This is a genomic window from Porphyromonas somerae (assembly GCF_022845615.1).
GTDB classification, from domain to species: Bacteria; Bacteroidota; Bacteroidia; order Bacteroidales; family Porphyromonadaceae; genus Porphyromonas_A; species Porphyromonas_A somerae.
In genome coordinates, this window is sequence record NZ_AP025559.1 from 852366 (window position 1) to 873904 (window position 21539).

The 21539-nt window shown below is 42.6% G+C and carries 21 protein-coding genes; 14 read left to right on the forward strand and 7 right to left on the reverse strand.

The features are described 5' to 3' along the window. The first annotated feature begins 18 nt into the window (after window positions 1–18). The 3 genes from rpsR (at window position 19) to MWL85_RS03560 (ending at window position 2937) form a co-directional block, all read left to right on the forward strand. Window positions 19–297, forward strand: a complete 279-nt coding sequence (gene rpsR, locus MWL85_RS03550) for a 30S ribosomal protein S18 (RefSeq protein WP_018028073.1) — start codon at window positions 19–21, stop codon at window positions 295–297. Window positions 298–345: 48 nt separating this feature from the next. Beyond that, a complete protein-coding gene (rplI, locus tag MWL85_RS03555; protein ID WP_021903314.1) occupies window positions 346–900 on the forward strand; it encodes a 50S ribosomal protein L9 in 555 nt (184 codons plus the stop codon). Between the two features lie 186 nt (window positions 901–1086). Then, the gene (locus MWL85_RS03560) at window positions 1087–2937 is read left to right on the forward strand and encodes an ABC transporter ATP-binding protein (protein WP_244401445.1); all 1851 of its coding nucleotides are present in this window, start codon (window positions 1087–1089) and stop codon (window positions 2935–2937) included. Between the two features lie 6 nt (window positions 2938–2943). On the opposite strand, the gene msrB is transcribed toward MWL85_RS03560, so the two are convergent. Then, window positions 2944–3957, reverse strand: a complete 1014-nt coding sequence (gene msrB / locus MWL85_RS03565) for a peptide-methionine (R)-S-oxide reductase MsrB (protein WP_244401446.1) — start codon at window positions 3955–3957, stop codon at window positions 2944–2946. Between the two features lie 310 nt (window positions 3958–4267). Between msrB and MWL85_RS03570 the strand changes: the two genes are divergently transcribed. Next, window positions 4268–5653 (forward strand): TIGR00341 family protein, encoded by a 1386-nt coding sequence (locus tag MWL85_RS03570; protein ID WP_244401447.1) that lies wholly within the window; start codon window positions 4268–4270, stop codon window positions 5651–5653. An 86-nt stretch (window positions 5654–5739) separates the two neighbouring features. Here the strand turns inward: MWL85_RS03570 and gcvT are convergent, their stop codons facing one another. From gcvT to MWL85_RS03600, 6 genes are read right to left on the reverse strand one after another with little or no spacing between them, the layout of a single operon-like run. Next, window positions 5740–6834, reverse strand: coding sequence for a glycine cleavage system aminomethyltransferase GcvT (gcvT, locus tag MWL85_RS03575; RefSeq protein ID WP_018028068.1), 1095 nt, complete (start codon window positions 6832–6834; stop codon window positions 5740–5742). A 30-nt stretch (window positions 6835–6864) separates the two neighbouring features. Then, on the reverse strand, window positions 6865–8088 hold the full coding sequence (pepT, locus tag MWL85_RS03580; RefSeq protein ID WP_244401448.1) for a peptidase T: 1224 nt from the start codon (window positions 8086–8088) through the stop codon (window positions 6865–6867). A gap of 2 nt (window positions 8089–8090) precedes the next feature. Beyond that, window positions 8091–9473 (reverse strand): phosphoglucosamine mutase, encoded by a 1383-nt coding sequence (gene glmM, locus MWL85_RS03585; protein ID WP_244401449.1) that lies wholly within the window; start codon window positions 9471–9473, stop codon window positions 8091–8093. Between the two features lie 6 nt (window positions 9474–9479). After that, complete coding sequence (locus MWL85_RS03590; RefSeq protein WP_021903321.1) at window positions 9480–10154, reverse strand: DUF4827 family protein; 675 nt, start codon at window positions 10152–10154, stop codon at window positions 9480–9482. Between the two features lie 11 nt (window positions 10155–10165). Next, window positions 10166–11566 (reverse strand): asparagine--tRNA ligase, encoded by a 1401-nt coding sequence (asnS, locus tag MWL85_RS03595; protein ID WP_244401450.1) that lies wholly within the window; start codon window positions 11564–11566, stop codon window positions 10166–10168. Window positions 11567–11581: 15 nt separating this feature from the next. Beyond that, window positions 11582–12883 (reverse strand): pseudouridine synthase, encoded by a 1302-nt coding sequence (locus MWL85_RS03600; protein ID WP_244401451.1) that lies wholly within the window; start codon window positions 12881–12883, stop codon window positions 11582–11584. A 256-nt stretch (window positions 12884–13139) separates the two neighbouring features. Here MWL85_RS03600 and MWL85_RS03605 point away from each other — a divergent pair, with 256 nt between their 5' ends. The 10 genes from MWL85_RS03605 to rplT all read left to right on the forward strand — a co-directional run bounded on the left by MWL85_RS03605 (window position 13140) and on the right by rplT (window position 21477). After that, window positions 13140–13706 (forward strand): type IV toxin-antitoxin system AbiEi family antitoxin domain-containing protein, encoded by a 567-nt coding sequence (locus MWL85_RS03605; protein ID WP_018028062.1) that lies wholly within the window; start codon window positions 13140–13142, stop codon window positions 13704–13706. Then, the gene (locus MWL85_RS03610) at window positions 13703–14446 is read left to right on the forward strand and encodes a nucleotidyl transferase AbiEii/AbiGii toxin family protein (RefSeq protein WP_021903325.1); all 744 of its coding nucleotides are present in this window, start codon (window positions 13703–13705) and stop codon (window positions 14444–14446) included. Before MWL85_RS03605 ends, MWL85_RS03610 begins: the two co-directional genes overlap by 4 nt. A 389-nt stretch (window positions 14447–14835) precedes the next feature. Continuing rightward, window positions 14836–15453: a type IV toxin-antitoxin system AbiEi family antitoxin domain-containing protein gene (locus tag MWL85_RS03615; protein WP_244401452.1), complete on the forward strand. Its 618-nt coding sequence runs from the start codon at window positions 14836–14838 to the stop codon at window positions 15451–15453. A 38-nt stretch (window positions 15454–15491) separates the two neighbouring features. Continuing rightward, entirely contained in the window at window positions 15492–16280 is a 789-nt protein-coding gene (locus MWL85_RS03620; RefSeq protein ID WP_244401453.1) for a nucleotidyl transferase AbiEii/AbiGii toxin family protein, read from the forward strand. A gap of 74 nt (window positions 16281–16354) precedes the next feature. Then, window positions 16355–16555 carry a hypothetical protein gene (locus tag MWL85_RS03625; RefSeq protein WP_244401454.1) on the forward strand — a complete coding sequence of 67 codons (201 nt, stop codon included), beginning with the start codon at window positions 16355–16357 and terminating at the stop codon, window positions 16553–16555. 293 nt (window positions 16556–16848) lie between these two features. After that, window positions 16849–17880 (forward strand): nucleotide-binding protein, encoded by a 1032-nt coding sequence (locus MWL85_RS03630; RefSeq protein WP_244401455.1) that lies wholly within the window; start codon window positions 16849–16851, stop codon window positions 17878–17880. A 251-nt stretch (window positions 17881–18131) separates the two neighbouring features. Beyond that, window positions 18132–20105: a threonine--tRNA ligase gene (gene thrS / locus MWL85_RS03635; protein ID WP_244401456.1), complete on the forward strand. Its 1974-nt coding sequence runs from the start codon at window positions 18132–18134 to the stop codon at window positions 20103–20105. A 54-nt stretch (window positions 20106–20159) separates the two neighbouring features. Next, window positions 20160–20732, forward strand: coding sequence for a translation initiation factor IF-3 (infC, locus tag MWL85_RS03640; RefSeq protein WP_018028055.1), 573 nt, complete (start codon window positions 20160–20162; stop codon window positions 20730–20732). A gap of 90 nt (window positions 20733–20822) precedes the next feature. After that, entirely contained in the window at window positions 20823–21020 is a 198-nt protein-coding gene (gene rpmI, locus MWL85_RS03645; protein ID WP_070707230.1) for a 50S ribosomal protein L35, read from the forward strand. 109 nt (window positions 21021–21129) lie between these two features. Further along, entirely contained in the window at window positions 21130–21477 is a 348-nt protein-coding gene (gene rplT / locus MWL85_RS03650) for a 50S ribosomal protein L20 (protein ID WP_018028053.1), read from the forward strand. Window positions 21478–21539 lie beyond the last annotated feature (62 nt).

Genomic DNA, 21539 nt, shown 5'->3' on the forward strand with positions numbered 1-21539 from the left:
TAGACGAAAGTAAAGATTATGGCGAAAAAAGGTAAAGGTAAGTCAGAGGTGCGTTATCTTACACCACTCTCTATAGAGCGAAATCGTAAGAAGTATTGTCGCTTTAAAAAGGCTGGGATTAAGTTCGTAGACTATAAGGATCCTGAGTTCCTTAAGAAATTCCTCAATGAGCAGGGTAAGATATATCCACGTCGTTTGACCGGTAACTCTCTTAAAATGCAGCGTCGTGTAGCACAAGCTGTTAAGCGTGCTCGTCACTTGGCACTTCTGCCATACGTGACAGATATGATGGCATAGGGTTACTAATAAATAGCAAAGAATAATAATAACTTAAGGAGACAGAATATGAAGATTATTTTGAAAGAAGATATGCCAAATCTAGGCTTTAAGGGCGAGATCGTTGATGTAAAGGCTGGATATGGTAGAAACTTTCTAATCCCACAAGGAAAGGCAGTAATCGCATCAGAGTCTGCGATCAAGATCCTACAAGAGAATCAAAGACAGCAGGCTCGCAAACTTGAAGCTGAACTTGCTAATGCTCAAAAGATAGCTGATAAGATTGAAGGAACCTCTCTAACTATTGAGGTTAAGACAAGTAATGTGGGCCGTATTTATGGTTCAGTATCTGCTTCAATGGTTGCAGATGAACTAGAAAAGCTTGGCTTTACTGAGATCAATCGTAAGATGCTCCAAGTTCCTGGTATTAAGGAGGTGGGTGAGTATATTGCTAGGGTTCGTTTGCACAAGGACGTAACTGTAGAGGTGCCACTGACTATTGTGTCAGATACCCCTATTGTTAAGGCAGAGCCTAAGACTGAAAAGGCTGAGACTTCTGAGGAGGTAGAGGAAACCACTAAGGAAGAGAGTGCTGAGGTAGAGCAGGCGACTACTGAGGAATAATACGAGACTCGATTCTCGGAACTAATAAAGCTACTACATAGTGAACCACGAGGTTTTCTATGTGGTAGCTTTTCTGTTATGGTATAGAATAGGTATCTTTGCCGAAGTACATTTTCAAGCAAATCTTTGAGGGTGTAGCTTTATGCCACATCCTCCTTTTATGCCGAAATTAATTATCAGGTATTTATGAAAGAGCTTTTCCGGACACTCAAGAGATTTATACCACCCTATAAGTGGTATATAGTCGGTAATATATTCTTTAATATCTTAACGCCTATATTGAACCTCCTCGCGTTCTCTCTAATTATGCCCATTTTGAATATCCTATTCAAAATCGATAAGACGATTTATCAATTCATTTCTTGGGATACCATACAGTTGTGGAGAGAGGGAGGATTATCTCGTTTGGGTACAGTTGTCAAGAATAATTTCTTCTACTATATTACCCAGCTTATTACGGAGTACGGTGCTTCGAATACCTTAATTATACTGGGCGTTTATCTTTCTGTGATTACGTTTCTTAAGGTGGCATCGGCTTATATGGGTTTTTACTGCATGATCCCTGTTCAAACCGGTGTGGTAAGAGATATCCGAAATAGTATCAATGATAAGATTATGGAGCTTCCTTTGGGCTTTTTTAGTGATGAGCGAAAGGGAGACATCATTGCTAGAGTGACGGGTGATGTAAATAATATAGAGTCTTCTATCATCAGTTCACTAGAGTCCCTGATCAAAAATCCTCTGATGATATTGATCTCACTTGCAGCCATGGTGGCCATTAGTCCTGAATTAACCTTATTTGTTCTTATTGTACTTCCAATTGCGGGTTATGTGATGGGACAAGTGGGTAAGAAGCTCAAGATGACCTCTCTTTTAGCTCAGGAGCAATGGGGTATGCTGATTAGTATGATCGAGGAAACGCTGAGTGGATTGCGTATTATCAAAGCTTTTCACGCCGAAGAGATGATTCGAAAGCGTTTTTCTAGCTACAATGACACCTTCAGAAACACCTCAATGCGAGTGTCTAAAAGGCAGCAGATGGCGCATCCTATGAGTGAATTCCTAGGTACAGTTACGATTTCTATTGTACTTTGGTATGGTGGATCATTGATATTAGACCAAGCAGGTGGGTTAGATGCTAGTACATTCATTTACTACTTAGTCATTTTCTACAGCATCATCAATCCAGCCAAAGACTTTTCAAGGAGTAGCTATGCTATCAGAAGGGGCTTTGCTAGCCTAGAGCGAGTAGATATGATTCTACTAGCACAGAATGATATTACTGACCCCAAGGAGCCTGTAGATATCGCTTTTCATCATTCTATTTCCTTTAAGGATGTTTCTTTCAAATATGAAGATACTTGGGTGTTGAAGGATATCAATCTTAGCATTAAAAAGGGACAAACAGTGGCCATCGTAGGGGCTAGTGGATCAGGGAAGAGTACCTTAGTGGACTTGCTACCTCGCTTCTATGATGTGCAAAAGGGTGGGGTGTACATTGACGATACAGACATTCGTAATGTACGTATGCTTGACCTAAGAAGACTTATGGGCAATGTAAATCAAGAGGCTATTCTCTTCAATGATACGATTTACAATAATATCGCTTTTGGTACAAAGGCTACTCTTGATGAAGTGCAAAGAGCTGCAAGGATAGCCAATGCAGAGGAATTTATTGCAGAGCTTCCAGAAGGTTACGACACCAATATCGGAGACCGAGGCGGAAAGCTTAGTGGTGGTCAACGTCAAAGGCTTAGTATTGCCAGAGCTGTGCTAAAAGATCCTGAAATACTTATCCTAGATGAGGCCACCTCTGCACTAGATACAGCGTCTGAGAGACTAGTGCAAGAAGCTCTTGAACGCTTAATGAAGGGGCGTACTACCATTGTGATCGCTCACAGACTATCCACTATTACCAATGCAGATAAGATCGTGGTGCTAGAGGATGGCTCTATCGTGGAAGAAGGGACACATCAAGAGTTGATGGATAAGAATGGTAGGTATGCATCTCTCGTTTCACTGCAATCATTTAAGTAGCACCTATCAATCGTTATTATTTTCAAATAAATAGAGGTAGTCTCCATAGCCTTCACTCTTCATGTTGGCTTTTGGGATAAACCTTATTGACGCACTATTGATGCAATATCTATAGCCACCCTGCTCCTTTGGTCCATCATCAAATACATGGCCGAGGTGGCTATCTGCTGAGCTACTTCTAACTTCTATTCGTTCATAGCCCAGCTTGAAGTCAGATTTCTTGTTGATACCTTGTGTGTGGATAGGTTTAGTAAAAGATGGCCAACCACACCCTGCATTGTACTTATCTTTTGAGCAGAAAAGGGGTTCGCCCGAGACAATATCCACATAGATCCCATCTTCATAAGTATCATTGTACTCGTTAGTAAATGGACGCTCTGTTGCCTCATTTTGAGTTACTAGATATTGGATGGGTGAGAGCCTCTGTTTTAGCTCATCTTTGCTTTCCGACAATCTTTTCCTCTCGGCGGATCGAATAGCATTGTCTGATGCTATTGATTCTTTCTGTACCACTGCATTCTTAGCAAGACCAAACATTTCTATCGGTACATGGCAATATCCACCTGGTCGATTGCTCAAGTAATCTTGGTGATAGGTTTCAGCCTTGAAGTAGTTCTTAAGAGGTTTTACTTCCACCATCAATACCTTAGAATACTTGCTCTGTAGTCTTGCAAAAGCATTCATAATAATGGGCCTATCAGCAGCATCAGTATAGTAAACCCCAGTGCGATACTGACTTCCTCTATCATTCCCTTGCCGGTTAAGAGTGGTTGGGTCGATGATTTGAAAGAAATGGTCTAGTAAAAACGATAACGACACCTTGCTACAATCATAAGATACCTTCACTGTTTCAGCCGCTTCAGTCTTGCCTGTACAGACCTCCTCATATGATGGGTTTTCTACAATAGTATTGGCATATCCCACTTCTGTTTCCACCACACCTGGTAGCAACTTCATATAGTGTTCTACTCCCCAAAAACAGCCCCCCGCCAGATATATTACCAGTATCGTTTCGTTCATAATTCCTTGTTTATTTATTCTTGAAATAGACCACAATAAGCCCCAATGAACTTTTGTCATTAAAGTGGAACTTACGCGATGGCAATTTACTGATTTTTTTTGAGAAAATGTTTATCTGTACGGGGGGATATATTCTCTTCTCCGCACTTCGTGCAACGGTCTCTATTATTTATTATCTTTGCAATAGATTATTGTAGAAAAGGTATCTGCGTTAGTTAATGATAGGAAAAATAGACTTCAGAAAGGAATCAATTAATTCTATTCATTTTATTACTCCAGAGCCACAAGATTATACTTATTTCAAGGTAATATGGAAAGGTCGGGTCAATCTCTTTGGCAGTTTATCGCTTCATTTTTTGATATGCGTCATGAAAAGGAAAATGAGACGGTGATTATTGATGCCCTCAAGTCAGATGTGGAGTTCAAAGGCACTAAAATGTTCATCCTTATCTGTGCGATTCTGATTGCCTCTTTAGGGCTGAATATGAATTCCACTGCAGTGATCATCGGTGCCATGCTTATCTCCCCTTTGATGGGCCCGATTATCGGTTTTGGATTAGGATTAGGGATTACAGACTTTAACCTCGTTGGACGAAGCGTCAAGAATCTTGGGATGGCAGTGGCCATCAGTGTTATCACTTCTACTATTTACTTCTTGATCAGCCCTATCAGCGTTGCATCGAGTGAGATTTTGGCACGAACACAGCCTACTGCTTACGATGTCCTTATTGCACTGTTTGGCGGTACTGCAGGTATTATAGCTGGCACTAGTAAGTCAAAAGGTCAGGTTATTCCAGGTGTTGCGATTGCTACTGCACTGATGCCTCCACTATGTAGCGCTGGTTACGGGTTGGCTACGTGGCAACTGAATTATTTCTTCGGGGCTTTTTATCTTTTCATTATCAATACTGTATTTATTGGTCTCTCTACATTCATTGTGATCAGACTTCTTAAGTATCGCAGAGTTACCTACGTGGATAAGGTAAGAGGAAAGCGACTAAATAATCTTGTGATAGTAATCGTGGTATGTACCATAGTTCCAAGTGTGATTTTGGCATACCGATTTGTGCAGGATACGTTCCAAGAGATTCAGCAGGACAAATTTATTAAGGAGGAGATGATCTTCGATAATTCATTCGTGCTCTCGTACAATAATACTAAGACCGACTCTGTAGATTACTTCAATGTCAATATCATAGGGGAGGAGATTTCACCCGACGAAATTCAGCGACTTCAAGACCTACTTCCATCTTATGGTCTGAAAAATACCATACTATCGATCAAACAAGGTTCAGATAAATCCAATATTGAAAACCTTAGGCTTTCGATATTGAAGGATATGCAAAGTGACTCCGATAAGAGCTTCTCAAGATATCTGCAACTAAAAAATGACTCTCTCAATATGGCACTCCGCAATCAACAAGCCTTTTATTTTCAAGCCGAAGCCGTTACTCACGAGATTCAGCAGCTTTTTGATGAAATTACGTATAGCCAATTTGGGGAATTATACTCTTTCCATACCGATTCCATTATGAAGGATTCCTCAATGGTTAGTACACAAGTAGTAGATACCATTCCTTATATCAAGCTATTTACGGATAAGAGAATCAGTGATGAGCGTGAGAAATTAATCCGTAGTTGGCTATCACTTAGGTTTGATAAGCCTATTATTACTATTGAGCGAGAAAAACAGTAGTGTGATGGAGGCTTTAGCTGTAAATATAATAGGAGGAAAACAAAAATCTTGTTTTCCTCCTATTATTCTATAAAGTCCTTGAGATGTTATTTTCGGAATGGGAGCTTGATAACCTCTGCAGGTACTGCTTTCTTACGGATGTGTATGAAGATTTCAGTTCCTGGCTCTTTATAGGCCACCTGTACATATCCTAGGCCAATTCCCTTGCCTAGTACAGGCGATTGCGTTCCAGAAGTAACTCGGCCGATTACCTCGCCAGCTGCATTCTGGATCTCATATCCATGGCGAGGAACACCTTTCTCCTTCAGCTCAAACCCAATGAGACGATTCTTGATTCCCTCTTCCTTTGTCTTAAGGAGTAGGTCGCGGCTTGGCATTTTCTCCTTGCCCTCAACGAACTTAGTGACCCATCCTAGACCTGCCTCTAGTGGATTGGTGGTGTCGTCGATGTCGTTGCCATATAGGCAGAAGCCCATTTCTAATCGTAGTGTATCGCGTGCTCCAAGTCCGGTGGGCTTGATGCCAAACTCTTTACCTGCTTCAAAAAGAGTATCCCATACTTTGTGGGCATCCTTTATATCTTTGAAGTAAAGCTCAAAGCCTCCTGCACCAGTGTAGCCAGTATTGGAGATGATACAATCTATCCCCGCAAACTTTCCATAGGCATAGTGGTAGTAAGCAATGGTATTCAGGTCAATATCCACACACTTCTGAATGGTTTGCTTTGCCTTAGGTCCTTGTACGGCCAAGATGCTTACTCTCTCAGATTCATTTTCGATGGTTACGCCCTCAATCTGGTGCTTTTTCATCCAGTTGAAGTCCTTTTCGATATTAGCAGCATTCACAGCACACATATACCTACCACCATCTAGAAGATACATGATAAAGTCATCTACAATACCACCATTACCATTTGGCATATAAGTGTATTGTGCCTTGCCAGGCTCCAACTTTGTAGCGTCATTACTACTGATGGTTTGGATAAATTCAAGTGCCTTTGGTCCACTTATTACGATCGCACCCATGTGAGAGACATCAAAGACGCCTACATTTTCAATCACATTGAGATGCTCAGGGTTGATCCCTTCGTACTGAATAGGCATATTGTAGCCTGCAAATTCACTCATCTTGGCACCCAACTCAATGTGGATGTCTGTAAAGGGTGTTTTCTTTAGTTCCATAATGTTGTTTTATAAAGTATTAGTAAATCTCTATTTTGTCACTTTAGTAGTAGCGATCTTCACGATCACCTCCATTGCCTTGACTAGGGAAGGTACTGGTAGGTATTCGTAACGACCATGGAAGTTGTGCCCACCAGCAAAAATATTGGGGCATGGCAATCCCATAAAGGAGAGTTTCGAACCATCTGTACCACCACGGATAGGCTCAATTATAGGCTCTACGCCAGAAGCCTTCATCGCTTCTGCTGCGTGGTTTACGATATACATCTTATCGGCAATAACCTCCTTCATATTAAAGTATTGGTCGGTAACCTCTGCAATGCAGGAGCCCTCTCCATATAGTTCGTTGATGCGCTTTGCCACCTCCTTGATACAACTTTTCTTGAGCTCAAACTGCTCTCGGTCATGATCTCGAAGGATGTAGTGCAATTCAGCCTCCTCCACCGTACCACTCATGCCTACTAGGTGATAGAACCCATCATAGCCATCGGTGTTGCTAGGCAGTGCTTGTGGCAGGTAGCTATTGTACTCCATAGCTAGTAGCTGAGCATTTATCATTTTGTCTTTAGCACTTCCTGGGTGCACATTTAGCCCCTTGAAAGTTACTTTCGCACCAGCTGCATTGAAGTTTTCATACTGTAGCTCGCCGATTTCACCGCCATCAATGGTGTAAGCAAAGTCGGCACCAAACTTCTTTACATCAAATTTATCAGCTCCTCTACCGATCTCCTCATCGGGGGTAAAGCCCACCTTTATGGTTCCGTGAGGAACCTCAGGGTGGTCGATCAAGTACTGAATCGCCTCTAAGATGGAAGCAACACCCGCCTTATCATCTGCTGCAAGAAGGGTGTGCCCATCAGTTACGATGATCTCCTGACCCTTGTACTTCTCAAGTTCAGGGAACGTTTTCAGGGAAATCCGAATATCTTCATTTGGGTCTAAGACAATATCGCCCCCCTCATACTGTACAAAGTGTGGCTTGATATCCTTTCCACTCATATCTGGAGCGCTATCCATGTGTGCAATAAATCCAATCGTTGGCTGATCCCAATCGCAATTAGCTGGAAGAGTTGCCATTAGATAGCAGTTATCATCTAGAGAAATGTCCTTTAGCCCCATTTCTTCTAGGTCTTTTTGGAGCTCATGGGCTAGATCCCATTGAATCTTTGTACTAGGTGTAGTGGTTGATTCAGGATCCGATTTAGTATCAATAGCGATGTATCTTAAAAATCTATCTACTACTGGGTGTCTCATAACTATTTTTGAATTTTAGTGATTATTTCGTTCGCAATGTTTTCTGCCTCCTCCTCTGTTTTGGCCTCGGCATAGATGCGCACTATAGGTTCCGTATTGCTTTTCCGAAGGTGAACCCACTTGTCGGGGAAGTCTAGCTTCACTCCATCAATGGTAGTCACCTCTGCCTTCTCCCTGTATTCGTCCTCTATCTCTTTGAGAATTTTATCTACCTGTAGGGTGGGGGTTAGCTCAGCTTTTTTCTTGATCATAAAGTACTTTGGAAGGGTACTTAAGATCTCCGTAGGCTTTGCCCCTCTTTTCGCCAACATCGTGAGGAAAAGTGCAATCCCCACAAGGGCATCTCTACCGTAATGCGACTTTGGGTAGATTACTCCACCATTGCCTTCCCCACCAATAAGCGCATCTACCTCTTTCATTTTCGTAGTGACATTAACTTCGCCAACTGCAGCAGCATAGTATTTGCCTCCATGCTTCACAGTTACATCTCGGAGTGCACGTGTGGAGCTAAGATTGGAGACCGTATTGTGCCCTGGGTAGAGCGATAATAGGTAGTCCGATACACTCACCAGTGTATACTCTTCGCCAAAGGGTGTACCATCCTCATTGTATATAGCTAGTCGATCCACATCTGGGTCAACGGAGAAGCCTACGCATGCCTTCTTCTCTACCACCAACTTGGAGAGATCTTGTAGATTGTGTGGCAGAGGCTCAGGATTATGGGCAAAATCACCAGTTGGTTCACCGTGTACTATATGGTATTCTTTTACGCCCAGCGCCTCAAGTAGCTTTGGAATCACGATTCCACCAACCGAATTAATGGTGTCGACAGCTACCGTAAACCCTGCCTTTCTTATTGCTTCTACATCCACTTCAGGAAGGGAAAGAACCTCTTGAATATGCCGATCGGTATAGCACTCCTCAGAAACCTTTCCAATTTCCCCAACACTCGCAAATTGAAGGTTATTCGACTTCGCTAGCGAAAGCACCTTGGCACCTTCCTCAGCATTCAAAAACTCACCTTGATGGTTGAGTAGCTTCAGAGCATTCCACTCCTTGGGGTTGTGACTCGCTGTAATGATGATACCACCATCGGCTTGCTCGTATGTAACCGCTAGTTCGGTGGTAGGTGTGGTGGCCAAACCGATGTCCACCACATCAAATCCCATACCCATTAATGTGCCAATAACCACGTGCCTCACCTGATTGCCCGAGATGCGAGCATCACGCCCTACCACTATCTTACCACTTTTGAGCGGACTATTGTGGCGGATAAACTGCGCGTAGGCAGCAGTAAACTGTGCTATATTAATCGGGTTGAGACCATTCTCTTGGTCTCCTCCTATCGTACCTCTGATGCCAGATATTGATGTAATTAGACTCATAATTGATCACTGTTTTCTATTGAACTTCAGCTGGTCGTAGTAAAGTGCGATACCAATATCATTATCGTTTTTGAAAAACGAACTACTTTGGAACGTAAAGGCTGGCCCCTCTCTAAATGAGGCAATCATCTGAATGGTAGATCCGATGGGCACATACTTAAGTGCCAACATCATAGCATTACAGGCAAAAGGCTGCATGCTCTCCTCACCTCTCGTGGAGTTGGGTGCTGGCTGGATGCCACCACGAAAATACTCCATATTAATATCAGCTTGATAAATAAAGGTGACGCCGGGCTCACTACTTTGTGTAGAGCCAATATTGTTAAAGAAGGTAGGCCCGCTTTTCATTCGGTCGCCTATCGCCTGATACGAAAATCTAGCCAATATGGGGGTTACCCCACTAATCGCCATCTCCTCGGCCTTCCCAGCCTCGATCACGTTTATCCATACTCCTATTCCTTCGCCCACCTCATTCTTTAGCTCCACAAACTCGTTGGGTGCCATCTTGAGGTCACTAGGAAGCTCCTTAATCACCTTAAACCCCTTTTTATCCATAAAAGCTTGGATCTCCTTATGCTCCCTTTTTATCATATCGGTATAGGAGATGCGCTTGTTTCTACACCCTGTAGTAGATAGAATGGCGAGGAGCAGTAGGGAAATATATAAGACTTTCTTTTTCATACGCCGATGGATTAAAAGTTAGCATTGTTGGGAGTGCGTGGGAAGGGGATCACATCACGAATATTACCCATTCCCGTCACAAATAGCAGTAGTCGCTCAAAACCAAGCCCAAATCCAGAGTGGGGCACACTACCAAACCGCCTAGTATCTAGGTACCAATCCATCTCGGAGAGTGGGATACCTACCTCCTTACAGCGACTGATGAGCTTCTCAAGGCTCTCCTCCCTTTGCGAACCTCCAATAATCTCACCAATCTTTGGGAAAAGCACATCCATAGCACGGACCGTTTTGCCATCCTCATTCTGCTTCATATAGAAGGCCTTAATCTCGGTAGGGTAGTCAGTCAGAATCACAGGGCATTGGAAGTGATTCTCTACTAGATACCGCTCATGCTCCGACGCGAGGTCCACACCCCAGTAGACTGGGTACTCAAACTGATGCCCATCAGCTACCGCTTTCTCCAGTATCTTGATCCCCTCAGTGTAAGAGAGGCGTATGAAGTCTTTTTTAACTACCGACTCCAGTCGTTCAATAAGCCCCTTATCAATCCGCTCATTCAGGAAGGTTAGGTCATCCTTGCAATTATCCAGAGCCCATTGCACCAGGTACTTGATAAATTCTTCGGCGAGGTCCATATTCTCCTTTATCTCATAAAAGGCCACCTCTGGCTCAATCATCCAAAACTCCGCAAGGTGCCTAGGCGTATTGGAGTTTTCCGCTCTAAAGGTAGGGCCAAAGGTATAGATGGCACCCAGAGCAGTGGCAGCTAGCTCTCCCTCCAGCTGACCTGATACCGTCAGATTGGTGCGCCTTCCAAAGAAGTCTTGGCTATAATCAACGCCTCCCTCTTTGGTACGGGGAGGGTTATTCAAGTCCAGAGTTGTTACCTCAAACATAGCACCAGCCCCCTCTGCGTCCGATGCGGTGATCAGAGGAGTATGGAAATAAAAGAAACCCCTATCGTGGAAAAACTTGTGGATGGCATAGGCCATATTGTGCCGGATCCTAAATACCGCTCCAAAGGTATTGGTGCGAGGGCGTAGGTGAGCAATCTCACGAAGGAACTCCATGCTATGCCCCTTCTTTTGGAGTGGGTAGCTATTAGGGTCTGCTTTACCGTATATCTCAATAGCCGAAGCCTGTATCTCCACACTCTGCCCACGGCCTTGAGATTCTGTGAGTTTCCCGATAATACTTACCGCCGCTCCTGTGGTGATATCCTTTAGCATTTCGGCATCAAATAGGCTGTGATCCACCACCACCTGCATATTATGAATACAGCTACCATCATTGATCGCCACAAAGCTAAGCTCCTTAGAGCCTCTTTTGGTCCTTACCCATCCCTTTATATTTACATCATTCCCCAATTTTGGGGCAATGAGTATATCTACAATCTTACTGCGTTCCATCATTTCTACAAATTAATTTTATTCAAATGCTCCACTCTTAAGGTTATTCACCTCATCTTGAGTTAGGTAGCGCCACTTGCCCCTACCTAGATTTTTCTTGGTGAGTCCAGCGAAGTAGACCCTATCTAGCTTCTTTACGTGATACCCAAGGTGCTCAAACAAGCGGCGAACGATCCGATTACGTCCAGAGTGAATCTCTATGCCCACCTGCGATAAATCGTCTTCAGTGACATAGCTAATGGCATCAGCATGCATCTCGCCATCCTCTAGCTCTACACCATCGGCCAGCTTTTGCATATCCTCAGCGGCCACCTCTCTATCCAGCCACACATGGTAGATTTTCTTCTTTTTATGAGAAGGGTGGACGAGTTGTGCTGCGAGGTCCCCATCATTGGTGAGAAGGAGTACCCCTGTAGTGTTTCTATCCAAACGCCCTACGGGATAAATGCGTTCCTTGCATGCCTTCCTTACTAAGTGAGTCACTGTGAGACGCTCCTGAGGATCATCCGTGGTGGTGACACAATTCCGTGGCTTATTCAGAAGTAGGTAGACTTTTTGCTCCGGCCGTACTTCACGTCCATTCACCTCTACAAGGTCTTTAGCGGTGATTTTGGTGCCTAGCTCTGTCACCGGTGCTCCATTAACCAGAACAGCCCCCACCTTGATCAGCTCGTCGGCCTCCCGCCTAGAGCATACCCCAGCATTGGAGAGAAACTTATTGAGCCTTATCTCCTCAGATATATCAATTGGATCCTGATCGTACACGGGTGGCACCATCTCGCTTTTTCTCTTGGAGCGAGCCCCGCGTGATTGAGTTTGGGGCCTTCCGCTAGCTCCTTGTCGGCTGACCCTTGCCCTGTTTTTGTGGTTGTTATAGTTATTGCCACGAGTGAATCCTTCACCATACTCACTCTTATCATCCCTACCCTCCCCCTCAGCGTAGATTTGTCTCTTGGCTTCTCGCACTTGTGAGTATTGTTCTTTATAAAAGCTCCTTTGGCTCCTATTTTCAGCTAGGTCACTTGCCTGCTCCTCGCCCTGCTGTCGATTGCTAAGTTGGGGTCCACCGTCCGAAAAGCGACCCCTATTACTAGAGATCTTGTCATTATCCATTTCGCTTATACGACGTCGTCTCCGCACCTGTGAGCCACGGAAGGGTCTTGATTCCTCCGATCCTTCCGAGTGGTTATATTGTCTTGAAGTGCCAAGAGGGCTCTTCATGGAGTTATCTCCTGCCTCACGGCGGTACCGATTCCCTTTGCTATCCTCTCCGCTACTTCTCTCAAGTGGCTCTTGGGATAGCTTATCTCTCCATTCCATACAAAGTTGTGTCGTTGTTACTAGTCCTATTAATTTTATCAACCTCGCTCCTGCAAGGTCCACAAAGTTACAGAAAAGATTAGACTATGCCAATCAAATGCTTTTGCATGAATGGAGTAGGGAGTATAATATTTTTGTGAGTTGTGCTCCATTAGGGTTGTAGAGTATGTTACACCAAATAAGGTGATGGGACTAATAGGCTTAAAAAATGAGCTGAAATTTGTATATATGATATTTCTAACTTACCTTTACCCTTATGAAAACACTAATAGGAATTTTATATAGTTCTAGAAAGACTGTATTTACCACTCAGGAAGTAAGGCTTCTCACACAAGGAGTGATCCCCGCTTCATCCTTGCCTGGTCGTTTGTCCCGTCTAGTGCTTAGTGGTGATCTTTTGAGGTTAAGATACGGCATTTATGCACTGCCTAGGTATGAAATATTTGAGTTCGCTAATAAGATCCAAATACCTTCCTACATATCTATGGAGACAGTTCTTAGGATGCATGGAATTATTTTTCAATATGACAACGCTATCACTCTCGCCTCATACCAACCAAAATTGATATTTGCTCCGTCTGAAAATGTTTTTATATTCAGAAAGCTATCTAACTCTATATTAATTAATAAAAAGGGTAAGGTTATCAATCCAAACTATACAATTGCCAGTTTGGAGCGTGCATTTCTAGACTTATGCTATGTGGATAAATGGAGAACTTATGAAAATATTTCTCCCATAGATAAGGATAAGGTGCTTGACTTACTCCCTATTTATGATAATAAAGCATTAACAAAACGAGTTTCAACTATCCTATCGCTATGAGAATGATGGATACCCACTATTCCTATTTATACAATATCCTTAAAGATATAGCTTTAGATAAGGTGTTGTCTCCACTACTGATATTTAAAGGTGGCACCTCGTTGATGTTCTTTTATGATCTACCACGATTCTCATTGAATTTGGAATTTACGCTAGTTGATAGAAAGCAGGAACTACTTGTTTTTAAGCGTTTGCTTAAAATAGTCAGTATGTATGGAACCATCTGTGAGAAGGTCATAGGGCTATTTGGGGCGAAAGTTGTTTTAGAGTATGGTGAAGAGGGTTGGCCCTTAGAGGTTGAGATCTCAAATCAATATTGGAGAGAAGAGACTGATTTGCTCTGCTTAGATGGCTTTTCTCTAAATGTGATGAGCCTATCCGATATTTATACTCACAAGTTAATTGCATTAGGAAAGGGAGATAATGTAGCTGGAAAAGAGATATTTGATATCTGGTTTCTTGGAGAAAAATATATCATGCCCAATGGTGATATCGTAATGAAGTGGGTGGGGCGTAATTTGGTAGAGCAGCTCTCCCTTGATATCTCTATTTTAGAAAAACTCACTAATGACCAATTAATGTCTTCCCTAGAGCCGTTATTGTTGCCAGAAAAAGCGAAGTGGGCGAATACCTCTTTATTACCTGAGGCAATTGCCTCGCTTCAAATGCGGGTTGGCGCTGAAAAGCTAAAGAAGCGGTTTCGTCGCGGCATCTCACTTGGAGTGAAGTACTCGGAATGACGATCATAATCAGAGCATAAAGAGTCAAACTTGCGATTTTTGAAGATGGGTACTTCGCTTTCCAGAAGTTTCAAGCTACGAAATAAGGTGAGCAATCCAGCTAAAAGAGGGTCCTAGAGGCCACTTCACAAACAACTGAAATTCAATACTCTAGTATAAGCTTCAACCGAGATGCAACTAAGCAATCGGCGAGATGCAACTAAGCATTTGCCGAGTTGCATCTCGCCGATTGCTTAGTTGCATCTCAACTTTTACCCTACCAGCATGGGGGGATTTATGGAGGTGCCTAGAGAAGCCCTTTGTCCTAAAATGTGTAACCCCTGGGAATTTTCGCTTTTTACCTTAGTAATTACTAATATTTTGTTTACATTTGCTTCTTTAGCAAGGGTATGAACTATATACAATTTAGAGAGCTCTTTATTGGTGGGGTTGCATTCACTACTAGGCAAGTAATGATGGTGCTTCCTGAATTCAATATGGCCAACATTTACCGTTGGTGTAAGAAAGGTTATATCATCAAGCTTAGAAATGGCTATTATGCATTTAGAGAGTGCTTAGGCGGTGGAAGGAATAACTATTTCTTATCTCAATTTATCTACAGACCGTCCTATATCAGCTTACAGACTGCCCTATCGCTTTATGGTCTTATACCCGAAGCTATATTTAGTACTACCGCTGTCAGTACACTTAAGACCATGACTTTTAGCAATGAAGTCTCTTCCTTCGCTTATCAAACGATTAGCCCAAAGCTATTCTGGGGGTATGAGCGGTTTATGATGAATAATGGTAAACAAGCATATAATTTAGCTTCCCTTGAAAAGGCATTGTTGGACTTCTTGTACTTGAATCCATATTACAATACAGAAGAAGACTTTATCGAATTGAGATTTGATGACTATATCATGAATGATGTGCTGGATCGTGAGACATTACTATCTTACTCTCAGCGTTTTGGCGTCAGTAGTTTAGATCATCGACTTCGATTACTATTACAAGTGTATTGCTAAATAGTATTGAGATGAATTGATCTTAGGTGTGTGCTATTATGCTGAGGATTGATAATATAAGAAGACTATTGGGGAGTTTTATCCCTGTAGCTCCCGTTTTTAACCATCACGTTCATAGGGAGTATTTGGAAATAGAGATATTAGACTTCATATCTCGGCATAAATACAGTGATAGATTGATCCTAGTTGGTGAGACAGCATTACGTCTCGTCTATAATAATAATAGATTTGCTGAGAAACTTGAATTTCATTTCAAATCTCTTACAAAAAAAGAGTTCAATGAATTGGCAGATGATATCCTTAGATATTTAGAGGGTAATGGATTAAATGTGGTTTCAGATAACCTGGATAACTCTTCTCTAAATTTGTATGGACGAGATATCATTTTTCCACAGCTCCGAGATGATGGGGAAGATATCCATATACGGGTAGAAGCTCATAAAAAAGGTGTAGATTATCGAGAAGAGTATCAATTCATCTCTCGAGCGGGCTTTACTTTCCCAGTTTGCTTGCCACCTATAAAGATATTATGTGCAATGAAAGTTGCCGCTTTTATCAATGAGGAAAGAGGAGCAGATCTTTATGATTTGACGTTTCTCTTAGGACTTGCAAGACCTGATAGTAATTATTTAAGGCAAAAGCTTGGTATGACTTCAGAGTTTGAGATGTGGACCGCTATAGAGAAAACGCTATCCAATGTAGACATTGAGCTTAAAATCAAAGATTGCTCTCACACGCTTCTTTATGGGGAGTATGCAGCGAGGTTATTGCAATTCAAAGAGATGGTTTCTCTTGAATTGGAGCGCATAAAGACAAAAGAAGAATAAGTTTTGGTCCAAGGTAGCCTCAACCTCCAGTAATATCACTTTGATAGATAAAATCACTGATATTGAAGAATCGTATGGCAGGATGTGCGCTTTTCTTTGAAAATACGATGCAATTGTCAGAAAATATTCTTAGATTTGCAATGGGTCGACCTGAGGTGTATGGGAGTAAAAGCTCCACCCTCATTAAAAATATTGTGTTTTTTGGCTTTAAGCTTGATGAAGAGACCATTTCTATGGGCTTTCTTATTCAACTTATTTTTGTGCCGTATTTTTGAAGATTGGTTTTAATCGCTTTGAGTAAGTGTGTGCCAGTCGGATAGTTAGATGATTATTGTGCCATTCCTGCTTTTTGAAAGCAATCTATGAATGCACAATCCGTATCACCATCTGGTGATGAGTGGTACGGCTGATGTTTCAAACTGCTTGCGCTTCTGTCAAGTAGTGACCCAAATAGGTAAATACATATTGAGCTTAACGATCTCTGATGGTAAGGCTAAATTCCCTATGCTAACGCTACTTAGATTGTTATGCCTTGAAATGTTATTAGTAATTACAAAAGTGTTTTATTATGGAAAAGAAAAGAATTGCCCTAGCTGGGTCCAGGGGTGGCACTGGTAAAACCACATTATCCGTAGTACTCGGTACTATTCTTCGTGAAACCTACGGCAAGAAGGTGTGTTTTGTTGATTGTGACTTTTATCAACATCCTATCTCAGCCCAAAAGCAGTGGGAAGAGGATTTTATTGAAAAGAATAAAGAGCTAGCAAAAGAAATATTTGGAGCTCACGGATTGGATATTAGCAAGAGAGTTGCACCCCCTATTATCAATATGCAAATAGGATTTGAAAAGGAGATGATGCCTGAAGCTATAGAGAAAGTCTATCCTGAATGTGATGTCTATATCTATGACTTTAAGGACTCTCTAGACAATGAGGAAGCCCTCACTTATCTGACGAAAATGGACTGTGTCATCTTACCCACTATCGCAGACTCGGTTAACATACCGTCGACCTTCCATTGGATTGAGAAAATGAATGCCAAGCTAAACAAGCTAAAGACGAATGAGAAGGGTGGTCTTGAGTTCTCAAGACTTAACTCGCTCTTTTTACTATTCAATCATTTTAATGATCTAACTTGTGACTTTAGCCTTAAATCTTGGCTTGAAGACGAAGCTAAGAAGGCCAATATCGTGACTCTAGAAAACATGGTACGATACTTCTCTGGAGTAGCTCGAGATCTTAGCTGTGTGTCAAAGGGAAATAAGGACTTCTTCCTTTCTGTTTACTTACAACCATCTAATCCATATATGGAAGAGACCAATATTCACCAAGTTGCGGAAGAGATCTTCATTAGTGCTGGTATTGTTGATAGAAAAGTGGTAGAACCACATGTCATTCAAGATGCTACTATTCTACATCAAACCATTGTAGAGGATCTCAAGCAACAACTTGATGAAATAGGTATGAGTGGTAGGCATTTGTCGGTTCCACATCTCTCAGCGAAATACAAAGAGATTTGGGAGACCTACCAACGTCTTTGCTCTATGTCTGCCGATGAGATCGAAAAGCTATTCGGGAGAAAGCCATCTGATGCAGTTTGATATTTAGGGCAAGCGATCTCTTGCTGTCTAGAATCGAGTATGAAGGATCGATGCTTTCATGCTCGATTCTAGTCTTGCGGGTGGTTACCCTCTCCCTCTAATGGCCTTATTTCTTACCTTCAGACATCATGAATTGTCCAATAAGCCAATTTACATTCGCTTATCGATGATGAGATTGCGATATTTATACTATCTTTGTGTGATTAAAGATTAGGAGATACCGTAATACAGATATTATAATGAGTAAGGATATGATTACAATAACTCTGCCAGATGGTTCGAAAAAGGAGTATGAGCGTGGGGTGACTGCACTACAAGTGGCTGAGGATATTAGTCCGAGGTTGGCTCGGGAGGTGCTAGCTGCGACGGTTAACGATAAAATCGTGGATCTCACTCGTCCTATTGAGACAGATGCTTCGCTCCGGCTGCATAAGTGGGAGGATGACGAAGCTAAGCATGCCTTTTGGCATACCAGTGCACACTTGATGGCAGAGGCCCTTCAGGAGCTTTATCCTGGGATTAAGTTTGGTATAGGACCCGCCATTGAAAATGGCTTTTACTATGATGTAGACCCAGGTGAGGGGGTACAGATAAAAGAGTCGGACCTTCCTGCCATTGAGGCGAAGATGCGGGAGCTGGTATCTAGGAAAGAGACGCTTGTGAGGAAGCATATTTCAAAGCAAGAGGCACTTGATTACTGGAATAAGAAAGGCGACCAATACAAGGTGGAGCTGATCACAGACTTGGAGGATGGTACCATTACCACCTACACTCAGGGTGGCTTTACCGACCTTTGTAGAGGCCCTCACCTCCCCAATACCTCTAGTATTAAAGCCATCAAGCTCCTCACCGTAGCTGGTGCTTACTGGAGAGGAGATGTGAAGCGACCACAGCTGACTAGAATCTATGGCATCACCTTCCCTAAGAAGAAGATGCTGGACGAGTATCTAGCTCTTTTGGAGCAGGCTAAGGAGCGTGATCACCGAAAGATAGGTAAAGACCTTGAGCTATTTGCCTTTTCACAAAATGTAGGTGCAGGATTGCCCTTATGGCTACCTCGTGGTACACAGCTAAGGCTTCAGCTAGAGGAGTTTTTAAGAAAAATCCAAAAGCAATATGGTTATGAGCAGGTGATGACACCACATATCGGGAATATCAACCTGTATAAAACCTCTGGGCACTATGCTAAGTACAAGGATGATGCCTTCCGGCCTATTGAGACGCCACAAGAGGGTGAGCTATTTATGCTGAAGCCGATGAACTGCCCTCACCACTGCGAGATATATAAGACCAAACCAAGGTCGTACCGCGATCTCCCTGTACGGTTGGCAGAGTTTGGAACGGTATATAGATATGAGCAGAGTGGGGAGCTCCATGGTCTCACTCGCGTGCGTGGATTTACTCAGGATGATGCCCACCTTTTCTGCCGTCCAGATCAGATTAAGGAGGAGTTTATCAAGGTGATGGATATTATCTTTATCATCTTTAAAGCTCTTGACTTCAATCAGTTTGAAGCTCAAATCTCGCTGAGAGATCCTAATAACAAGGAGAAGTATATTGGTTCGGATGAGAATTGGGATAAGGCTGAGCAAGCGATTATTGAAGCTTGTAATGAGACGGGGCTAAAGACACACATAGAGTATGGAGAAGCGGCCTTTTATGGTCCTAAGCTCGACTTTATGGTAAAGGATGCGCTTGGTCGTCGCTGGCAACTAGGTACCATTCAAGTAGATTACAATCTACCTGAACGCTTTGAGCTAGAGTACACAGGCGAAGACAATCAAAAGCACCGTCCGGTAATGATTCACAGAGCACCATTTGGCTCTATGGAGCGTTTTGTAGCTGTTTTGATTGAGCACACAGGTGGTAAATTCCCATTGTGGTTGGCTCCAGATCAGGTGGCTATTCTTCCTATCTCAGAGCGCTTTAATGATTATGCATTCAAGGTATTGAGAGAGCTAGCACTGCATGATATTCGAGCTTTAGTAGACGATAGAGCCGAGAAAATAGGCAGGAAAATACGCGACAATGAGCTAAAACGTATTCCATACCTCCTAATCGTAGGCGAAAAAGAGGCCGAGGAGGGTACTGTATCTGTGAGAATTCAGGGGCAAGGTGATCAAGGTTCCGAAAAAATTGGTATCTTTGCAGACCGTGTGTTGAAGGAAGTTGACGCACAGATGAATGCTTGGCGCTATGAGCAACAAGCTACAGAGAAAAAATAAGTAATAACAATAAACAAACTAGCATAAATAAACGACTGATTGACTACAAACTGAATGGGGAATATTAATAGACGAAATCCGAGGGGCCCATATAATAAGGCCGATGAGCCACAAGAGAAGATCAATGAGCAGATTAGAGCTCGTGAAGTAAGGCTTGTTGGTGACAATGTTGAGCAGGGAATCTACTCCATACAAGAGGCTCGTCGAATTGCGGATGAGCAAGAGTTGGATTTGGTAGAGATCTCGCCTAATGCTGAACCACCAGTTTGTAAGATACTTGACTACCAAAAGTATCTATATCAGAAGAGGAAGAAAGCTAAGGAGCAGAAAGCTAAGCAGACGAAGATTGTAGTAAAAGAGGTGCGATTTGGTCCTCAGACCGATGATCACGATTACGAATTTAAGCTACGTCATGCAAAGGGATTCCTTGAAGAGGGTAATAAGGTGAAAGCCTATGTATTCTTTAGAGGTCGCTCTATTGTCTTTAAGGATCAAGGAGAATTGCTTCTCCTAAGATTCGCGCAAGACCTTGAAGAGTATGGCAAGGTGGATCAGATGCCTAAACTTGAGGGGAAAAGGATGATTATGATGTTTTCACCTCTAAAGGGAGCTAGCAAGAAAAAGTAACGACTTCTATCAGAGGTGGTGAGAAGGGATGCAACTCTTCTTTACTGCCGAAGGTAGACTTATTTGATAACTAATTAATAATTGACTGGAATGCCTAAGATGAAGACTAATCCCGGTGCTAAGAAGAGATTTACTCTCACCGGATCAGGTAAAATCAAGCGCAAGCATGCTTACAAGAGCCATATTTTGGCTCACAAAACCAAGAAGCAGAAGCGTAACCTCACTAACGCTGGACTTGTACACAAGTCTGATGTGCGTGGTGTGAAGAAGCTTCTCGGTATAGGTTGAGTAAGTTTTTAAGCAGAGAAAAGAGATTTTTTTAACAGAGTGTGATTGCCCTTTACAAGAGCCTTACCAATGTAGGTGATGCCGCTCACGCTCAAAGATTTTTAGAACAATGCCAAGATCAGTAAATCACGTCGCTTCAAGAGCGAAGAGGAAAAAGATTTTAAAGCAAACCCGTGGCTACTATGGTGCACGTAAGAATGTATGGACTGTAGCCAAGAACACATGGGAGAAAGGCCTTCAGTATGCCTATCGTGACCGCAAGACCAAGAAGCGTAATTTCCGCTCACTATGGATCCAGCGTATCAATGCAGCTGCTAGAGAGGAAGGTCTATCTTACTCTAAGTTTATGGGTATGCTTAAGGCTAAGGGTATAGATATCAATCGCAAGGTTCTAGCTGACCTAGCAATGAATCACCCTGAAGCTTTCAAGGCCATCGTAGAGCAAGCTCGCTCATAAGGCTTACTTTTTGTATATTAAAGGCAGAAGAGGTATTGACTAGATCAGTACCTCTTTGCTAT

Coding starts and splice junctions, on each gene's coding strand:
- MWL85_RS03590 (WP_021903321.1), bottom strand. CDS start 10,154: ATGAAAAAGAAAGTCTTATATATTTCCCTACTGCTCCTCGCCATTCTA.
- MWL85_RS03600 (WP_244401451.1), bottom strand. CDS start 12,883: ATGGAATGGAGAGATAAGCTATCCCAAGAGCCACTTGAGAGAAGTAGC.
- MWL85_RS03570 (WP_244401447.1), top strand. CDS start 4,268: ATGGAAAGGTCGGGTCAATCTCTTTGGCAGTTTATCGCTTCATTTTTT.
- MWL85_RS03625 (WP_244401454.1), top strand. CDS start 16,355: ATGGCAGGATGTGCGCTTTTCTTTGAAAATACGATGCAATTGTCAGAA.
- gcvT (WP_018028068.1), bottom strand. CDS start 6,834: ATGGAACTAAAGAAAACACCCTTTACAGACATCCACATTGAGTTGGGT.
- infC (WP_018028055.1), top strand. CDS start 20,160: ATGGGGAATATTAATAGACGAAATCCGAGGGGCCCATATAATAAGGCC.
- glmM (WP_244401449.1), bottom strand. CDS start 9,473: ATGAGTCTAATTACATCAATATCTGGCATCAGAGGTACGATAGGAGGA.
- MWL85_RS03560 (WP_244401445.1), top strand. CDS start 1,087: ATGAAAGAGCTTTTCCGGACACTCAAGAGATTTATACCACCCTATAAG.
- MWL85_RS03605 (WP_018028062.1), top strand. CDS start 13,140: ATGAAAACACTAATAGGAATTTTATATAGTTCTAGAAAGACTGTATTT.
- MWL85_RS03610 (WP_021903325.1), top strand. CDS start 13,703: ATGAGAATGATGGATACCCACTATTCCTATTTATACAATATCCTTAAA.
- MWL85_RS03620 (WP_244401453.1), top strand. CDS start 15,492: ATGCTGAGGATTGATAATATAAGAAGACTATTGGGGAGTTTTATCCCT.
- rplI (WP_021903314.1), top strand. CDS start 346: ATGAAGATTATTTTGAAAGAAGATATGCCAAATCTAGGCTTTAAGGGC.
- rpmI (WP_070707230.1), top strand. CDS start 20,823: ATGCCTAAGATGAAGACTAATCCCGGTGCTAAGAAGAGATTTACTCTC.
- rplT (WP_018028053.1), top strand. CDS start 21,130: ATGCCAAGATCAGTAAATCACGTCGCTTCAAGAGCGAAGAGGAAAAAG.
- msrB (WP_244401446.1), bottom strand. CDS start 3,957: ATGAACGAAACGATACTGGTAATATATCTGGCGGGGGGCTGTTTTTGG.
- MWL85_RS03630 (WP_244401455.1), top strand. CDS start 16,849: ATGGAAAAGAAAAGAATTGCCCTAGCTGGGTCCAGGGGTGGCACTGGT.
- thrS (WP_244401456.1), top strand. CDS start 18,132: ATGATTACAATAACTCTGCCAGATGGTTCGAAAAAGGAGTATGAGCGT.
- pepT (WP_244401448.1), bottom strand. CDS start 8,088: ATGAGACACCCAGTAGTAGATAGATTTTTAAGATACATCGCTATTGAT.
- MWL85_RS03615 (WP_244401452.1), top strand. CDS start 14,836: ATGAACTATATACAATTTAGAGAGCTCTTTATTGGTGGGGTTGCATTC.
- rpsR (WP_018028073.1), top strand. CDS start 19: ATGGCGAAAAAAGGTAAAGGTAAGTCAGAGGTGCGTTATCTTACACCA.
- asnS (WP_244401450.1), bottom strand. CDS start 11,566: ATGATGGAACGCAGTAAGATTGTAGATATACTCATTGCCCCAAAATTG.